Source organism: Mesorhizobium sp. M7A.F.Ca.MR.362.00.0.0, assembly GCF_004023175.1.
GTDB lineage: Bacteria > Pseudomonadota > Alphaproteobacteria > Rhizobiales > Rhizobiaceae > Mesorhizobium.
Genome location: NZ_RZTF01000006.1, coordinates 25,407 through 42,428, shown reverse-complemented (window position 1 = coordinate 42,428; position 17,022 = coordinate 25,407). Strand labels below are relative to the sequence as shown.

Sequence of the window (17,022 nt, the reverse complement as noted above, 5' to 3'; positions counted from 1 at the left end):
GGCTACCGTGCCTTCGATGATCGAACGGCGCTCCGGCGCGATCGTTTCGATCGGCTCGATCGCGGCTCAGATCGGCGGTGGCATTTTCGGCGGGCCGCATTATTCCGCCGCCAAGGGCGGCATCCACAGCCTCACCAAGTCGATGGCGCGTGAACTGGCGCAGCACAATATCCGCGTCAACGCGATAGCCCCCGGCACGATCGACACGGACATCTTTGGCGACAAGCTGACCGAAGACAAGCGGCGCGACATAGTCGTGAACATCCCGCTTGGCCGGCTCGGAACGGCTGACGATATCGCAAAAGCTTGCCTGTTTCTGGTCTCAGACCTGTCCGACTACGTGACGGGGCTCATTCTCGACGTCAACGGCGGCCGATTCATGCACTGAAAAGACAGTCCGCACGGCCCTGCGGTCGATGCGACGACGAAACATTGGAGGCGACGCATGCTCAGGATCAATTCCGGACAAGACGAGGCTCCGCTTGCGCATGGGGCGGCGCTTCTACCATTTCGTCGTGAATTTCCAGCGCCTTCTTCAGCGATCGAAGGCGTGCATCGTCCCGCCTGTTCGATATGGGACACCCCCCGCGAGTTCCAGCCAGATGCCTTGTTGAAGTCAGGGATCAAGGATGAAGCGGTTGCCTCCTACCTGTCAGACACCCGCCCGCTCTATGACGCCGCCAAGCGTTGCGTTGGCCAGCTTTCGGGAATCCTGCTTCTGCTCCAGACCGACAGCCTCGACCGCAACCGCAACGATCTCTTGCTGGCGTCGGTGACAAGGCAGTTGCGCGAGGCAACCGACCGGCTGGGTGCGGTGAAGGCGCCGCCGACAGCGGCCCGCCACCAAGCCGCGCTAGCCGATCTGCTTGTGCTTCTCGGCCGGATACTCTCGCGGCTTGATCGTCTTGCCGAGCTCATTGATCCGGCGAGTCCCGATCTCGATGCCGTCGTTGACGCGCTTTTTTTCGCGCAGCGGTCGCTGCGGATGGTTTCGGAACCTTCCGCCGGACTGACGCCCGTGGATTTCACGGCGGCCTGCTGCAACTGCCGACCCGCGAAAAATTAACCGGCTGGATCAAGGGAGGAAACCGGTGTCACTCTATTCGATCTACGTCCTCGAGTACGGATACGTGCCCGAATACCACAAGAGTGGCGTCATCTACGGCGCCCACAATGAAGGCTATGTGAAGTTGCCCTACTGCTACGCCGTCATCAAGGGAGACGGTTGGGCCGCGATGGTCGACGTCGGTTACAACGACCGCGACTATGGGAACTATCTTGGCACGCTGTTCAATGTCCAGAACTGGCGCGGACCGCGCGAGGTTCTTGCCGAAATCGGATTGACGCCGGAAGACATCAACGCGGTCTTTATCACGCACGCGCATTTCGATCATTTCGGCAATGTCGATGCATTTCCCAATGCCACCTTCTACGTCCAGAAGAAGGAGCTGCAGGAATGGATCTGGGCGATGTCGCTGCCGGACCGCATGCGCTGGATCCTGTCCGGCATCGATACGGCGGATATCCTGCGTGGTGTGCAGCTGGCGCGCGACAAACGCCTGATCGCGGTCGATGGTGCCATGGAAAACGTCTTCCCCGGCATCGATCTTCACGTCGCCTATGACAGCCATACCTTCGCATGCATGTGGGTGACGGTGCGCAATGATGGCAAGACGGATTCCCAGGACACCTGGGTGCTTGCCGGTGATCTTGTTTACCAGTTCGAGAACCTGAACGGCGCCTCCGAACAGCTCAAGATCGACGACATGTATCTCCCGGTCGGCCTGGCCACCGGCAGCCAGATCAATCTGATCATGGCCACCGAAGCCATGATGAAACAGGTCGGCCATGAGTCTCGACGGGTCATACCCGTTCACGAGTCGCGGCTCGAACAGACATTCCCGTCCCGGCTCTCCAGCCAGAAGCTGCGGATCAGCGAAATCTGTCTGGCCAGCGGAGCAAGATCCGCACTGCTTTAACGGACAAGTTCGATGCCGCGAATCCGCAGAAGGACAAGACACGTGGAAAAGCTTTCAGACAAGCCGAAGCCGGTCACGGCCTTAGGAGAAGGTGCATCCGGACCGAGCAGTTGGTTTGCCTCAGCTGGCGGGCCGACCGCGGGTATCGCGGCGGCAACGCTGGTCCTGTTCGTCTTCGGCGGCCTGATCGCCCCGCAAAGTCTTGGCACCGGCGCGATGAGCGGAATGCTGCCCTTTGCCGCCATCCTGGCCCTCATCAGCCTGGGCCAAACGCTGGTCATCCAGCAGGGCGGCATCGATCTGTCCGTGCCGGGGATGGTTTCGCTCAGCGCTGTCATCGTCTGCTACTTCGCGGAGAGCCAACCCGATGCCGAGGGCAGTGTTGCCCTGGCCCTCTTCTACGCTTTCGCCGCTGCGGCGGTAGCGGGGCTGATCAGCGGCCTGCTCGTCAGCAAGGTTCGTGTTGCGCCCATCGTTGCCACGATCGGCATGAACGCGCTGCTCTACGGCCTGAACGTCAAGATTTCAGGCGGCACACCGGTGTCTGTGCCCGGGTCGATAGCAGCGTTCGCCAACGGTAAGATCTTTGGCATCACGCAGCTCGCCTATTTGGCACTAGCGATGGCTATCGTCGTCATTTTCGTCGTCAAGGCGACGACCTTCGGGCGCAATTTCGAGGCTGTCGGCGCAAACATCAGGGCCGCACGCGCGGCAGGTATCGTCGCTGACCGCTACCAGATCGCCGCGTATGTGGGTGCGAGCCTGTTTTATGCGGCAGGCGGCATTCTGCTCGGCGGCCTTATGCAGCTGCCAAGTCCGCAGCAGGGCGACAACTACCTGATGCCGTCGATCGCCGCGACGGTTCTGGGTGGAACCTCGCTGTTTGGCGGCAAGGGCAATTTGGCGGCAACCGTGATCGCCGCCCTCTTTCTCACACAGCTGCAACAATTGGTGCTGACGACGGGCGCCAGCATCGGCGTTCAATACCTTTTCCAAGGTGCCGCGATCCTGGTTGGGGTCGGCATCTATGGTCTGAATTTTCGCAATCTCAGGCGGGCAATCAGCTTGAGGAACAGGTCGACCGCATGATGTCGGCGGCCAAGGGAATAAAAAGTTTCAACGCTGTCCAGCACGGGCAGGTTGGAGAACAGCAACCAAACTTCGTTGGGAGGAAATGATGAAGTCTTGCCTTGGAATGAACGTGTTATCGGGCGCGGCGCTCGCCCTGTCGGCCTTTGCAACTGTCTCACCGCTGTCGGTCACGCAAGCCGGCGCCGCGGATTGGTGCAAGGGCATCGCCGGTGGTGTCTTCTGCGCCGAACCGGCGGCGACACCACCGAGCTTTTGCGGAACGAAGGAGATTTCTGTCGCGCTGGCGGATGGCTTCGCCCAGAACCCCTGGCGGCAGATGACGACGGCCGCAGCGATCAACGAGGCCAGCCAGTGCCCGAACGTCACCGGCTGGGATCACACAGACGGGCAAGGTAACACCCAGAAGGCGATCTCCGACCTCAGCGGTCTGGCCGCGCGCGGCGTCAACGCCATTGTCGTGTTCCCCGATGCCGGCCCGGCCATGCTGCCGGCGATCCGCGATGCCTTCAAGCAGGGCAGCACCGTCGTGCCGTACCGAGCCCGTGTTGGTGGTGAGGAAGGCAAGGACTACAGCGTTTTCGTCGGCACGAACTTCCACCAGGACGGCGTCGACTGGGGCAAATGGATGGCCAAGGCCCTCAACGGCAAGGGAAATGTCGCCTACCTCGGCGGGCCTGCCGGAACCAGTCAGAGCCGTGAGCGCGCTGATGGCATCCTCGAAGCCTTCAAGGACTATCCGGGCATCGTCCAGATCGGACAGAAGCCGTTCGAAGTGACGAATTGGGATTCCAGCATGGTCGCCAAATCGCTGGGCGCGCTAATTGCTCAGTATCCGCAGATCGACGGTGTGATCGCGGACCTCAGCATGGGCGTTGTCGCCTCAGGCGTTTTCGAACGGGCTGGTCGGCCACTTCCGCTGATCGCCGGTGAAGACGCCAACGTGTTCGGCTGCACCTGGAAGAAGCTGCACGATGCCGACGCCAAGTCCGCCTTCCAGTACACGACAAACAGCGCCGAACAGTGGAACGTGCGTCTGGCCGTACGCTGGGCGATCGCTGAGGCAGCCGGCGGCAAGATGGATCAGCCGCTCGTCATAACCGACCCCAACGGCACCAAACATACGGTGGCTGAGGCCGGTGTGAAGGAAGTGACGAACTTCCAGCTCGAGGATTCGCTTGCCGGAACTGTTTTCTGCAATCCGAAGCTTCCGGAATCCGCTTCAAACGGCACCAGCCTGACTGACGAACAGGTCCTGGCAGCCCTCAAGGGCGGTCTCTGATCTCGAGCCAAACGGGGCGGGCTTCTGTCCGCCCCTTCATCTCCTCAAGGAGGATGATGGAAGTCACTTAGGAGGATCGACCCATGGCCACCGTCGAGCAGCTTCAGTCTGACATGGCAACGCCGACCAGTACTGCGTTGGACAGCCCGTTGGGATTGCGCATGCAAGGCGTGTGGAAGCGTTTCGGCCATGTCGTCGCCGTGAAGGACATTTCGTTTGTGGCCCGATGCGGCGAGGTTCATGCGCTTCTGGGAGAAAATGGCGCAGGCAAGTCGACATTGATGGGCATTGCCTCCGGCACTTTGAGCTACGATCAGGGCTCGATTGAAATATGTGGACAATCTGTAGATCGCTTTAGCGCGGCACAGGCGCAACGGCTCGGGCTCGCCATCGTGCATCAACATCCGGCAGTGCTTCCCGATCTGACGGTGGCTGAAAACCTGCTGCTTGCAGTTCCAGCAGCGCTTCGAACGGATTATGCGAATGCCAATGACTGGGTAATCGCCCAACTCCGTCGTGTTGGCTCTGCCGTTCACCCCAAGACCCGGCTGTGCGATGTCGACATCGCGCAAAGCCAACTGATAGAACTTGCCAAGGCGCTTGCGATCAACCCAAAGATCCTCATTCTTGACGAACCCACCGCGGCTTTGACAGCCGACCTTGTCGACATCCTGTTTCGCAACGTGCGCGAAGCAGCGACTCGGGGCGCGGCGGTCATCTACATTTCGCATCGGCTGCAGGAAATCAGGCAGATCGCAGACACGGTCACCGTCATGCGTGACGGTGAAGTGAAGGGATCGGCACCGGTGCGCGATGTCAGTGATGACCAAATCCTCAACCTCATTGTCGGACGCACCGTCACCCAGCAATTTCCGCTCAAATCAGCCGGTGTCATGAATGGCGCAAGTATTCTTGAGGTCAAAGGGCTTTCGGGCGCTGATTTCGTAGACATCAATATGTCGGCGCGTGGCGGCGAGATCGTTGGTATCGCCGGCATTACCGGAAACGGCCAGAGCGACTTCCTGCGTTCGCTGGCAGGTCTTGGAAATGCCCGTGGAGCCGTCACTCTGGACGGGAAGACCGTGCCGCTCGGCAACCCGGGTGCCGCTCGTAGTGCCGGCATTATCTATCTGTCTCCCGACCGCCAACATGAAGGCCTTTTTCCCAGTCTTTCCGTGCGCGAAAACGGTACCATCTCGGCCCTGTCACGTTTCGCGAACTTTGGCGTCGTGGACCGTCCGCTCGAACGACGGCAAATGGAAGCCCAGCGAGTGGACTTGAACATTCGCGCGGCATCGATCGAGCAGAATGTCGCCACGCTGTCTGGCGGGAACCAGCAAAAGACGATCCTGTCACGAGCTCTCCTGGCAGAGGCTTCACTCGTGCTGGCAGAGGAGCCGACAGCCGGGGTTGACGTGGGTGCCCGCGCCGAAATCTATCGCATCCTGCGTGACGTCGCTTCGCGCGGGACATTGGTGGTGATCGTCTCATCCGATATTGTTGAGCTTGAGGGCGTATGCGACCGCGTGCTGGTCTTCTCCCGCGGGCACGTCGTGGGCGAACTCTCAGGCCAAGACGTCAATGAGGCCAATATCGGCCGGACCATGATAACGGCCACCACCCATCGCAACACCGACCAGCAAGAACGAGACAGATTCGGCACTACGCGTTCATGGCTGCGAATGGTTGCTGCCGGCGACTATGTTCCAAGCTTCGTGCTTGCCGGGCTAATCGTGCTGCTGGGCGTGGTAGCGTCTGGCCACAACATTCGTTTCGTCTCAGGCTTCAACATCGAGAAGATCCTGTTCCTTTCCGCTGCGCTGGCGTTCGTCTCGTTTGGCCAGATGTGCGCAGTGTTCACTGGCAGGATCGATCTGTCGGTCGGCCCGTTGATCGGGTTGAGCCTCGTTATCGCGTCATTCTTCCTGAATGAAGGTGCCGGCATGGCAACGATAATCGTTGGCGTGTTGGCCGTGTTTGGCGCCGCAGCCCTCGTCGGCCTGACCAACGGGACCTTAGTTCGGTTCGGGAACTTCACCTCCGTCGCCGCCACGCTAGGGGTTTACATCATCATTCAGGGCATCTCGGTGTTGCTGCGGCCCTATCCCGATGGGGCCATCAGCGCCACCGTCATGGATACCATCAAAGCCACTATCGGCAGCATTCCGGTCGTGTTCATCGTCGCGTTGGTCCTGGCGATCATCCTCGAAGTCGGCTTGCGCTACAGCCGTTGGGGGATGAGCTTGCGCGCCGTTGGCTCCAACGAGAAAGCGGCGGCGCATATTGGTGTGCGCACAGGCTGGACCGTCGTCGGCGCGTTCATCGCCTGCAGCTTGCTCACGGCGCTTGGTGGCTTGATGGTGGTGGCGCAGCTCGGCATCGGCGATCCCAATCAGGGCATCGAATACACGCTGGGCAGCATTGCCGCAGTTGTCCTCGGCGGAGCCAGTCTCTTCGGCGGACGCGGCAGCTTCATCGGCGTGTTGCTTGGCGCCGTCCTGATCCAGGAAGTCAATTCGTCGATGGTTTTCCTGGGCCTGTCGCAAGCCTGGCAATATTGGTTCATCGGCTTGCTGACGCTGATCGCAGTAGCAGTCTATTCTCAGGCCCGGTCAGCGTCCATTGAGAGGCCGTGAAACGAACTGCCGCAGACTGGAGATACGACGTCGAGTGCGCGAAGATCCGAAAAAAAGCGCGAAATCTCCCCCAACCGCATGTCGACGCTTCCCGTCACTTGATGATGCCGATCTTCTTGCGACCAGATTTCGGTCAGTTGTCTGACGGCTTTCGGCAACGCCTTTTCGAGGTGCAAGCATACCGTCATCTTTTCTTCCGCTCTCGTGCTGACCGGGCGTTTTGCGTCCTGAAGTGGGCCAGAATTTCGGGCCCTATGCACGATTAGTTTTTGCTTGTGAACGCGCAGGCGATTTGTAACTTGTCCCACGAGCCGGTCCGGCAACGGTGGTTCACAAGATGGCCGACAGGAACATTCCCATGGACCACCCATCTCTGAAAGCTGCCGCTCATGTCGAGGCTATGTCCGCCTTTGCCTTGGCAAATTTTAGCGGCTGCGACCGGACAACCCTTGCCCAGAACGAGAGCGCTTTTCCCCCCAGCCCCAGGGCGATCACTGCCGGCCAGGACGCGATTGCCCGCAGCCATCTCTATCCTGATCCGGACTGGACAGCGCTGCGCGAGGCAATTGGGCGGGGCTATGAGGTCGATGCCAATCTGATCTTGTGCGGCGCCGGTTCGATGGACCTGATCAGTTGCACCATCGCGGCCTTTGCGGGACGAGGTGACGAGGTGCTGGGCACGTCCTATGCCTATAATTTCGCAGCCTCCGCCGCCGCGCGTGTTGGTGCCGCCTACATCAAGGCGGCAGAGCGCGATTTCACCGTTTCGACCGACAGCATTCTGGCTGCCGTCACGCCGGCAACGCGGGTCGTCTTCGTCTGCAATCCCGGCAATCCGACCGGCACCCGCATCCGCAACGCCGAGCTGCTGCGCTTGCGGGCCGCCTTGCCGCGGGATGTCCTTCTAGTGATCGACCAGGCCTACGGCGAGTTCGACGAACAAGACCCCGGACCGATCTTTGCGCTGGTCGCGCGCGGCGATACCGCCGTGCTTCGCACGCTTTCCAAGGCCTATGGCTTGGCCGGCGCGCGCGTCGGTTGGGGGTTGTTTCCGCCTTCGGTCGCGGACGAGGTGCGCAAGATGCAGAACTCCAACCAGGTCACGACGGCAAGCCTCGCAATGGCCGTCGCGGCCGTGGAGGACCAGGCCTATATGCGCGAAACGGTGGCCCGCACGGCGAGGATTCGCGACCAGTTCGCGCATGATCTGAGGGCTAAAGGATATGACGTCCCGGAGAGCCGGACGAACTTCGTGCTGATCCGCTTCTCCGACGAAGCCGCCGCGGGGGCCGCAGAGAAGGCCTTAAGGGGCGCCGATATCATTGTGCGCGGCCTGGGCGGCTACGGCCTCATGGACTGTTTGCGCGCGACGGTCGGCCCGCAAGATATAATGGATCGCGCACTTCGCATACTGATCGACATGCACGGCGAATAGTGTTGGCTACCGCATGTTTTGCGACAGAAGCCTCGGGAGACTTTAGCGATGCCGTATTTGCCTGCCCGTGACTTTATCGGCTATGGCGACAAGCCGCCTGCCGCGCAGTGGCCCGGGGGCGCCAAGCTGGCGCTCAACATCGTCGTCAACTATGAGGAAGGCGCCGAATACAGCATCGGCGAAGGCGACGGCGTCTCCGAGGCGATCCTGTCGGATCTTGCCGTGTCTCCGGCGGTGCCGGGTCTGCGCAACCGCAATATGGAATCGCTCTACGAATATGGCTCACGCGTCGGCATCTGGCGGCTCGCCTCGCTGTTTCAGGACAAGGACATCATCCCGACATTCTACGTGGTGGGGCGCGCGCTCGAGCTCAATCCGGCGGCCGGCAAGGCGATCGCAGCACTTGGCAGTGACATCGTCTGCCATGGCTGGCGCTGGATCGATTACGCGCCGTTGAGCGAGGCCGAGGAGCGCAATCACATCGCGATGACCGTGGATACCGTCGAGAGCCTGACCGGCATTCGCCCGCTCGGCTGGTACACCGGCCGGCCCAGCCTCAATACGCGGCGGCTGGTGGTAGAGCACGGCGGCTTCCTCTACGATTGCGACGACTACAATGACGACCTGCCCTATTTCGTCGATGTCGATGCCAAGCGGCATCTGGTGGTACCGCATAGTTTCGACAACAATGACAGCCGGTTCTCGCGCGGCTCCGGCCTGGAGACAGGCAGCCAGTTCTTCGAATATGTCAGCGATGGTGTGGACTGGCTGCTGACCGAAGCGGAACGGACGCCACGCATGATGACAGTGTCGCTGCATTGCCGGCTGGCGGCACGGCCGGGCCGCATGATCGGGCTCTCCCGCTTCCTCGACAAGATCAAAGCCAATCCAGACATCTGGATCTGCCGCCGCTCGGACCTTGCCCAACATTGGCTGGATCGGTTCGACGGCTGACGCCATCAACCGGACCGGACGGGTGAAGCCTTCACCCGTCCGTCAGTGAACGCGCTATTTGTTTGGAACCTCGTAGACCTTGCCGTGCCAGGGCGCGGCATCGATTTGGTCGAGCGCCATGACGTAGAGCACATTCTCGCCGGGTCCGAAGGCAAAGTTCGGCATGGATGGCGACGGCACCGAAAGAGTGCGCAGCAGCTTCGCGTCCTTGTCGACCACGAGGATCTTGCCTGGCGCGTCGAGCGAGCGCGGGCTCTGGCCGATATACATCTCGCCGGCCTTGTCCATCTTGATGCCGTCAGGCCAGATATGTGGCTGGTTCGGGAACAGATCATCGAGGCGCAGGAAGACGCGACGGTTATTCAGTGCGTGGTCGGACTGGACGTCGAACTCGATGATCCGGTTGTCCTCGGTCTCGACCAGATAGAGGATCTTGCCGTCGTTCGACATGACGAGGCCGTTGGCATTGTGCAGGTCGCCGGCAACCTTCTTCACGTTGCCGTCCTTGCCGATGTAGTAGGCGGAGGCATCGATCAGCGGCCCGCCCTTGCCGGAGCCGGTGAAGTAGATGCCACCATCCTTGTCGGGCGCAAGATCGTTCGGCCCGCTGAACGGCTTGCCGTCGGTGTCCTTGTCATAGGCCGGCAGCGTCTTGCCGTCGGCGGAGATGCGGCCGATCGAGTTGCTGTCGTAGCAGGTGACGAGAAACTCGCCGGTCGTGGTCGGCAGCACGGCTGAAGGCCCGCAGCCGTCCATCTTCCAGAAGATTTCGTTCTTCTTGCCGTCCCACACGGTCACAGTGCCGCGGCCATATTCGACATAGAAGAGCTTGACCTGATACCAGATCGGTCCTTCGGCGAACCACGTGTCTTCATTGATGACCTTGACGTCTCCCGCATAGGCGGACGATGCGAGGGTGAGGGCAAACAACGTGCCCAGCAGATGCCGTTTGATCATGCGATTCCCCTTTGTTTCCGGTCGGTTGAATCTTCCCCCCTCGGCCTCGCCGACGTTACCCGCCAGCGTCGTGTTCTTTCGGCTGGCGCGCGGGCAGTCATAGGGCTATGCCCGCAGCCGCTTGCCTTCTGGATCGAAAGGCGGTTGCTTCAGCAGCACCGCGTCATGCGGCCTCCCCAATATGGCGACGGATACCTTGTCTCCGGCCCTTGCCGAGCCCGCCTTGACGTAGCCGAGCGCCAGCGACTGCTCGACAAAATAGCCATAGGCGCCTGAGGACACCTGGCCGATCGGCGTGCCATCGGGGAGGAAGATCGGCTCGCCGCCGGTCGCGTCGGCATCCCTGGCCTCGATCGACAGCATGATCAGCTCGTCGCGCGCCGGCCTTTCGGCGACCGCTGCATAGGCATCACGGTTGAGGAATTCGCCCTTGTCCATTTTGACAAGCCGGTCGAACTTGACCTCCTGCGGCCAATATTCGGGCGAGTATTCGCGGCTCCAGCTGCCATAGCCCTTCTCGACGCGCAGCGACATCAGCGCGCGCGAGCCGACCGGTCCGGCGCCAACCTCATTGCCGGCCTTGAGCAGCGCCTCGTAAAGCGCGACCTGGTCGGCGGCCTTGCAATGCAGTTCCCAGCCAAGGTCACCGGTGAAAGAAACCCTGAGCGCCACCACCTCAATGCCGGCGACGGTGATCCGGCGCGACTGCATGAAGGGGAATGCCTCGTTCGACAGATCCTCATTGGTCAGGCGCTGCAGCAGGTCACGCGAGCTCGGTCCCGCCACGTTGAAGCCGCAGAGGTCCTCGGTGCGCGAGCGGAACGTCGTACCCTCGGGCAAGGGGATAGCCTTGAAGAACCTTTGGTGGAAGCGCTCGGCCATGCCGGAGCCGATGACCATGAATTCGTCGTCCGCGAGCCTGGTCACGGTGAAGTCGCCGGCAATGCCGCCGCGCTTGCCGATCAGCGGCGTGAGGCAGGAACGGCCGATCTTTGTCGGCATGCGGTTGGCGAACAGCGCATTGAGCCAAACCTCGGCACCAGCGCCCTTGACCTCGTATTTGGCGAAATTGGAGATGTCGATGATGCCGGCGCGTTCGCGCAGCATGCGCGCCTCGCGGCCCACCGGTTCCCACCAGTTCTGGCGGGTGAAGCCGATGGTCTCCTCGCGCGGCTCGCCCTCGGCGGCGAACCACAACGGGTGCTCCCAGCCGAAATTTAGCCCGAAGACGGCGTTCATGCCCCTCTGCATCTCGTAGGCGGGCCTGGTCCGCACGGGCCGCCCGGCGGCGCGCTCCTCGTTCGGGAAATGGATCTTGAAGCGATGGCTGTACTGATCCTGCACGCGAGCCTTGGTGAAGGCCTCGCCGGCCCAGAGGCCGAAGCGCGCCATGTCCCAGGCAAACATGTCGAGCGAAGGCTCCCCCTCGATCATCCACTCCGCCGCCAGCTTGCCCATGCCGCCCGACTGCGAGAAGCCGGGAATGATGCCGTTGCAGCAGAAATAGTTGCTGAGTTCGGGCACGGGTCCGAACAGCACCGCGCTGTCCGGCGACCAGATCATCGGCCCGTTGATCACTTTTTTGACGCCTGCGGTGCCGACGGCCGGGACGCGCGCGATCGCGCGCAGCATGTTCTCCTCGATGCGGTCGAGATCGTCGGGAAACAGTTCGTGGCCGAAGTCCAGCGGCGTGCCATCCTCGGCCCAGAATTTCATCTTGCGCTCGTAGGCGCCGACGAGCAGGCCGAGCCCTTCCTGGCGCAGATAATACTCGCCGTCCCGATCGGCGACCGAAGGCAGCCGGCGGCCCATGGCGGCGATTGCCGGAATGGTCTCGGTAACGAAATACTGGTGCTCGGTGGGGATCAGCGGCAGTTGCAGGCCGGCCATCGCGGCGACCTCCCTGCCCCAGAGGCCGGCGGCATTGATCACCCATTGCGTGTGGATGTCGCCCTTTGGCGTGCGCACGATCCAGCTGCCGTCGGGTTGCGCCTCGGTGGCGGTGACCGGCGTGAAGCGATGGATCTCGGCGCCGCGCTGACGCGCGCCGGCGGCGTAGGCGGCGGTGACGCCGGACGGATCGACATTGCCGCCTTCCGGCTCGTACATGATGCAGCGTATGCCGTCGAAGTCGACCAGCGGGTGCAGCCGCTCCGCCTCGTCGCGCGCGACTTCGTAAAAATTCATCTTGTAGCGCCGCGCCTTGGCCTCCTGGAGCCTCAGCTGATGCTCGCGCGCCTCCGTCTGGGCGAGATAGAGCGAGCCCGGCTGAAAGATGCCGCAGCCCTGGCCGGTCTCGGCTTCCAGTTCCTTGTAGAGCGCCATCGTGTAGTGCTGGAGGCGGCTGATGTTGGTGGAATCATGCAGGCCGTGAATGTTGGCCGCTGCGTGCCAGGTGGAGCCGGAGGTCAGTTCGCTGCGCTCCAGAAGGACGACATCCCTCCAGCCGAACTTGGCAAGGTGATAGAGGATCGAGCAGCCGATCAGACCGCCGCCGATGACGACGGCTTGAGCATGAGTACGCATGTTTCTTCCCTTTGTTCAGCGACTTTATCTTGGCGTTTGATTTAGCTGATGGGTCAATCGCAGTCGCCCGGCGAGTTCAGGGGCGCAACATGCGCCCCTGAGATATTTGCTGTGGCCGGCCCGGCCTAGGCCTTGTCGAGCCAGACCTTATCCAGCTGCAGTTCGAATGTCTGATGCATGCCGAGGTTCTTCACATAGGTCGCATGGTGCCGATAAAGCGAACGCCAGAACGCCTGGACCAGGATGCCGGAGTCCTGCAGGATGAATTCCACGTCCTTCATCAGTTCCTTGCGCTTGTCGACATCCGGCATGGCCAGAGCCGCGTTGAGCTTCTTGTCGAATTCCGGGTTGGCGTAGCCCGACTCGTTCCAGGCCTCGCCGCTGCGATAGGCGATCGCCAGCACCTGGACACCGAGTGGCCGCATGCCCCAATCGGTGGTCGACCACGGATATTTCGTCCAGTCGTTCCAGAACGACGAGCCCGGAATGATGGTCCGCTTGACCTTGAAGCCGGCCTCGCGCATCTGCGCGGCGACGACGTCGGCGGGGTCCTTCACATAGTCCGCATCGTAGGAGATCAGCTCGAACTCGTGATCCGTCTGGCCGGCCTCGGCCATCAGCGCCTTGGCCTTGGCGAGATCGCGTGGGACTTTCGGCAAAGCGTAATATTCCGGATGGATCGGGCAGACATGGTGGTTTTCGGCGACCTGTCCAAGGCCGCTATAGCCGAGCTTCAGCACGGTCTCATTGTCGACCGCGAGCTGGATGGCGTTGCGCACCCGCTTGTCGTCATAAGGCTTGTTGGTCACATTGGTGCGCAGCACGATGGTTCCGGCCGTGACGACCGGCTCCTTGACCAGCCCCATACTGTCATAGAGGTCGACCGTGCCGCCGACCGTCTGGTAGTTGCAATCGATCTCACCGGCCTCGAAGGCGCTGGCGATGGCGGGGTTGGAGGCGTCGGATCCGTAGTCGGTCCAGTCGACGCCATCGAGATAGGGGTCGCCGCCGAACCAGGTGAAGTCCTTGCGCCGCCGCACCGCGGCCGATTCGCCGACCTTGTAGGAGATCAGCTCATAGGGACCTGTGCCGGGCGTCTTGAGCATGTCGCCGCCGTTCTTCTCGAAGTCGCGATGAACGATGATCGCCGGATAATCGGCAAAGCCCGGAATGATCGTTACGTCGGACTGTTGGCATTTCAGCTTCACAGTGTGGTCGTCGACCTTGGTGATGGCGCTGGCCGCCGCTTTCTTGGTGGCGGGATCGATGAGGGAGTTCATGCGCCCGGCCATCGAATTGCCTTCGGCCGCCTTGTCGCACCAGCGCTCGATATTGTGGATGATGTCGTCGGCGTTGAAGTCGTCGCCATTCGACCACTTCACGCCCTTGCGCAGATGCAGCGTATATTCGACAGCGTCGTCGCTCACCTCCCAGCTTTCGACCAGGTGGCCCTCGAAGGTGAAGTCGGTGGTGTAGCGGATCATGTAGTCGTTGCACTGGCGCATGACATTGGCGATCTCGGACCAGTCCCAGGAGCGCGGATCCTTCATTTCCTTGATGATCATCTGCATCTTCAGGATGCCGCCCTTCTTGCCCGGCTCCAGTGCGGCGGCCTGCGCAGGCGACGAGCCGATCATTGAATAGGCGAACGCCGTGGAAGCGCCCATCGCGCTCGCCATGGCAAGAAACTCGCGGCGATCCATGCCGCCCTTCCTGACTTCGTCTGCGTAGCTTTCGATGACGGCCGGGACGCGGTCACCGTTGCTCTTGAAAATCGTCATTGTGATTCTCCGGTTTGGGCTTTCCGCCCGTTACATTCCCCTTGCATGGAAGATGTTAGAGGCGATGCAAAAATCCCGGAAGGGCTTGAGCCCGGGCAAACGGCCGAAAACCAGCCAATAAGACCTAAAAAAACGAGGCCATTGGCGTGTCAATTTTTGAGTTGGAAAATTCCCATCGGGTAGGACGAACAGCGCTAGGCGCCATCCTCCTGTGCCCGCAGCAGAATCCATTCCCGCACCGTGCGTGCGATGGTCCCCTTCGAAAGCTGGTTTTCGGTGAGGTAGTAGTTCCACGGACTGGCCGGCCGGACCGGGAACGGTTCGACAAGCAGTCCCCGCCGCAGATACGCGTGGGCAAGCGAGCGCTGGGTCGCGACGAGCCCTGCCCCCATGGCGGCCAGCTCAAGCGCGATGTTGGAAGCGTTGGTCGTCAGGCCCTTGTCGTGATCGTCCATGTCGACGCCCAGTGCCGACGTGACGACCTGCCAATATTCCTGGCGGCCATGCACGAAGATCCAATCGACCCCGAGTATATCCTGAGGCAGCTTCAGGGCGCCCTCGCCATCCAGCAGCGTCGGCGCGCACAGCAGAACCAACTCGTCGTTCCACAATGGAATGCCCGCGGGCGGACGGTCGTCGAAACGCCGCGTCGAAATGGTGATGTCGGCGATCTGCTCGCTGAGGTCCTCCCAGATCGTGCCATGCAGCACGATCTCGATTTCGGGATGTTTCTTGCGAAAGGCGGCCATGCAGCCCGCCAGCCAGTTCTCCGCCAGGCTCATCGGGCAGGAGACGACGACCGTGCGATTGCGCGACGAGGTCACGATCGCCTCAGTCGCCTGGTCGATCTGATCGAGCGCCTGACGCAAGGTAGGAAGGAACGCCTCGCCCATTTCGGTGAGCTTGAGACTGCGTGGATAGCGGATGAACAATTGCCGGCCGATATAATGTTCAAGCGCGCGGACATGCGTGCTGACCGCTGCCTGCGTGTATCCGAGCTCCTTGGCGGCCAGGGTGAAGGAGAGGTGCCGGGCCGAACTCTCGAATGATCTGATATAATTCAACGGGGGTGGTGGCTTCATCTGCGGCTCCTGCTTCGTGCAGTGAGAGGTAAACCATGGAAGCGCCGGCGTTCAATCTCAGGCAAGCGACAAGACATAGATATTTTTGGCCAAAGCCGCCGAACTAATTGCGTGAAAGCGCGATGGACCCAAATTAATGATGTCGTGACGCAGAGGGGAGTGATGCCAGTGGCTGTGCCGTCGCACCGGCTTGAAGGGCCTGACGCGAGTACCAGCGTGGCGGTTCGCCTGGCCGATTTCGTGTTGCGGCGGCCGGCGGCCGTATTCCCTGTCCCTGTCCTGGAACAGGCGCGGTATCTCCTGCTCGACACGCTCGGAATAGCCATTGCGGCTGGCCCGATGGAAGCCGGCCGGATCGCCCGCGACACCGCCGCCCTTCTCTACGGCTCCGCCGATCCTCTGCATTCGGCGCGCATGCTTTTCGACGGCCGCCGCGCCAGCATCGCCGGCGCCGCTTATGCGGCCGCAACGCAGATCGACAATCTCGATGGCCATGACGGTTACAGCCCGACCAAGGGCCATATCGGCGTCGTCGTCGTTCCGGCGCTGGCAGCGCTGGCGGAGGCGCTCCCCGACCTCAGCGGGCCGGAAGCGCTGGCATCGCTTGTCGTCGGCTACGAAGTCGCCGGCCGGGCCGGCATCGCGCTGCATGCGACGGTGTCGGACTACCACACGTCAGGCGCATGGAATGCCGTGGGCGTGGCCGCGCTCGCGGCAAGATTGCGGCGGCTCGGCGACAAGCAATTCCGGGAGGCGCTAGGCATTGCCGAATATCATGGCCCGCGCAGCCAGATGATGCGCGAGATCGCTACGCCGACGATGCTGCACGACGGCTCGGGTATCGGCGCGCTGACCGGCCTGTCCGCCGCCGTGCTGGCCGAGCGCGGCTTCACCGGTGCGCCGGCGATCACGGTCGAGGCGCCCGAAATCGCCGCTCATTGGCAGGATCTCGGCGCCTTCTGGCAGGTGCTGCATCAATATGTGAAGCCCTACCCGATCTGCCGCTGGGCGCATGCGGCCATCGACGCAACGCGTGGCCTCGTCCTGGCGCATAACCTGACCCCGTCGGAGATCAGCCATGTCGAGGTCAACAGCTTCCACTACGCCGTGACACTGTTCGACGGCGTGCCGGACACGACCTCGAAGGCGCAATACAGCCTGCGCTTCGCCGTCGCGACCTTCATCATGCGTGGCCGCATCGGTCTGGAGCACATTTCCGGCAACGGGCTTGAGGATGCCGCCATCGCCGAACTGCTGAGCCGCATCACGGTCCGGGAATCGGAGCTCCACAGCGCCCGCTT

The 17,022-nt window shown here is 61.8% G+C and carries 13 protein-coding genes (1 of these 13 cut by a window edge); 9 read left to right on the top strand and 4 right to left on the bottom strand.

Annotated elements, in window-relative coordinates:
- The 8 genes from EOC06_RS01795 to EOC06_RS01760 all read left to right on the top strand — a co-directional run.
- A protein-coding gene (locus tag EOC06_RS01795) for an SDR family NAD(P)-dependent oxidoreductase (protein WP_368773580.1) crosses the window boundary here: on the top strand, window positions 1-388 show its final stretch. The gene continues 407 nt to the left of window position 1, outside the view; only the last 388 of its 795 coding nucleotides appear in the window; its start codon lies beyond the left edge, outside the window; it ends in the stop codon at window positions 386-388.
- 57 nt (window positions 389-445) lie between these two features.
- On the top strand, window positions 446-1,066 hold the full coding sequence (locus tag EOC06_RS01790; protein ID WP_128306934.1) for a hypothetical protein: 621 nt from the start codon (window positions 446-448) through the stop codon (window positions 1,064-1,066).
- 25 nt (window positions 1,067-1,091) lie between these two features.
- On the top strand, window positions 1,092-1,979 hold the full coding sequence (locus tag EOC06_RS01785; protein WP_024505467.1) for an N-acyl homoserine lactonase family protein: 888 nt from the start codon (window positions 1,092-1,094) through the stop codon (window positions 1,977-1,979).
- 225 nt (window positions 1,980-2,204) lie between these two features.
- Entirely contained in the window at window positions 2,205-3,068 is an 864-nt protein-coding gene (locus EOC06_RS01780; RefSeq protein ID WP_164898427.1) for an ABC transporter permease, read from the top strand.
- Between the two features lie 106 nt (window positions 3,069-3,174).
- Window positions 3,175-4,350, top strand: a complete 1,176-nt coding sequence (locus EOC06_RS01775) for a substrate-binding domain-containing protein (RefSeq protein WP_164898426.1) — start codon at window positions 3,175-3,177, stop codon at window positions 4,348-4,350.
- 83 nt (window positions 4,351-4,433) lie between these two features.
- A complete protein-coding gene (locus EOC06_RS01770; RefSeq protein ID WP_206631145.1) occupies window positions 4,434-6,986 on the top strand; it encodes an ATP-binding cassette domain-containing protein in 2,553 nt (850 codons plus the stop codon).
- 358 nt (window positions 6,987-7,344) lie between these two features.
- The gene (locus tag EOC06_RS01765; RefSeq protein WP_245469285.1) at window positions 7,345-8,421 is read left to right on the top strand and encodes a histidinol-phosphate transaminase; all 1,077 of its coding nucleotides are present in this window, start codon (window positions 7,345-7,347) and stop codon (window positions 8,419-8,421) included.
- Between the two features lie 48 nt (window positions 8,422-8,469).
- Entirely contained in the window at window positions 8,470-9,375 is a 906-nt protein-coding gene (locus EOC06_RS01760; RefSeq protein ID WP_128306931.1) for an allantoinase PuuE, read from the top strand.
- Window positions 9,376-9,429: 54 nt separating this feature from the next.
- On the opposite strand, the gene EOC06_RS01755 is transcribed toward EOC06_RS01760, so the two are convergent.
- The 4 genes from EOC06_RS01755 to EOC06_RS01740 form a co-directional block, all read right to left on the bottom strand.
- The gene (locus EOC06_RS01755) at window positions 9,430-10,332 is read right to left on the bottom strand and encodes an SMP-30/gluconolactonase/LRE family protein (protein WP_128306930.1); all 903 of its coding nucleotides are present in this window, start codon (window positions 10,330-10,332) and stop codon (window positions 9,430-9,432) included.
- Between the two features lie 105 nt (window positions 10,333-10,437).
- Complete coding sequence (locus tag EOC06_RS01750; protein ID WP_128306929.1) at window positions 10,438-12,858, bottom strand: FAD-dependent oxidoreductase; 2,421 nt, start codon at window positions 12,856-12,858, stop codon at window positions 10,438-10,440.
- 125 nt (window positions 12,859-12,983) lie between these two features.
- Complete coding sequence (locus EOC06_RS01745) at window positions 12,984-14,639, bottom strand: ABC transporter substrate-binding protein (protein ID WP_128306928.1); 1,656 nt, start codon at window positions 14,637-14,639, stop codon at window positions 12,984-12,986.
- Window positions 14,640-14,833: 194 nt separating this feature from the next.
- A complete protein-coding gene (locus EOC06_RS01740; protein WP_128306927.1) occupies window positions 14,834-15,721 on the bottom strand; it encodes a LysR substrate-binding domain-containing protein in 888 nt (295 codons plus the stop codon).
- A 216-nt stretch (window positions 15,722-15,937) separates the two neighbouring features.
- On the opposite strand from EOC06_RS01740, the gene EOC06_RS01735 reads away from it, so the two are divergent.
- Window positions 15,938-17,022: MmgE/PrpD family protein (locus EOC06_RS01735; protein ID WP_245469284.1), on the top strand; the 1,085-nt coding region annotated here is incomplete at its 3' end.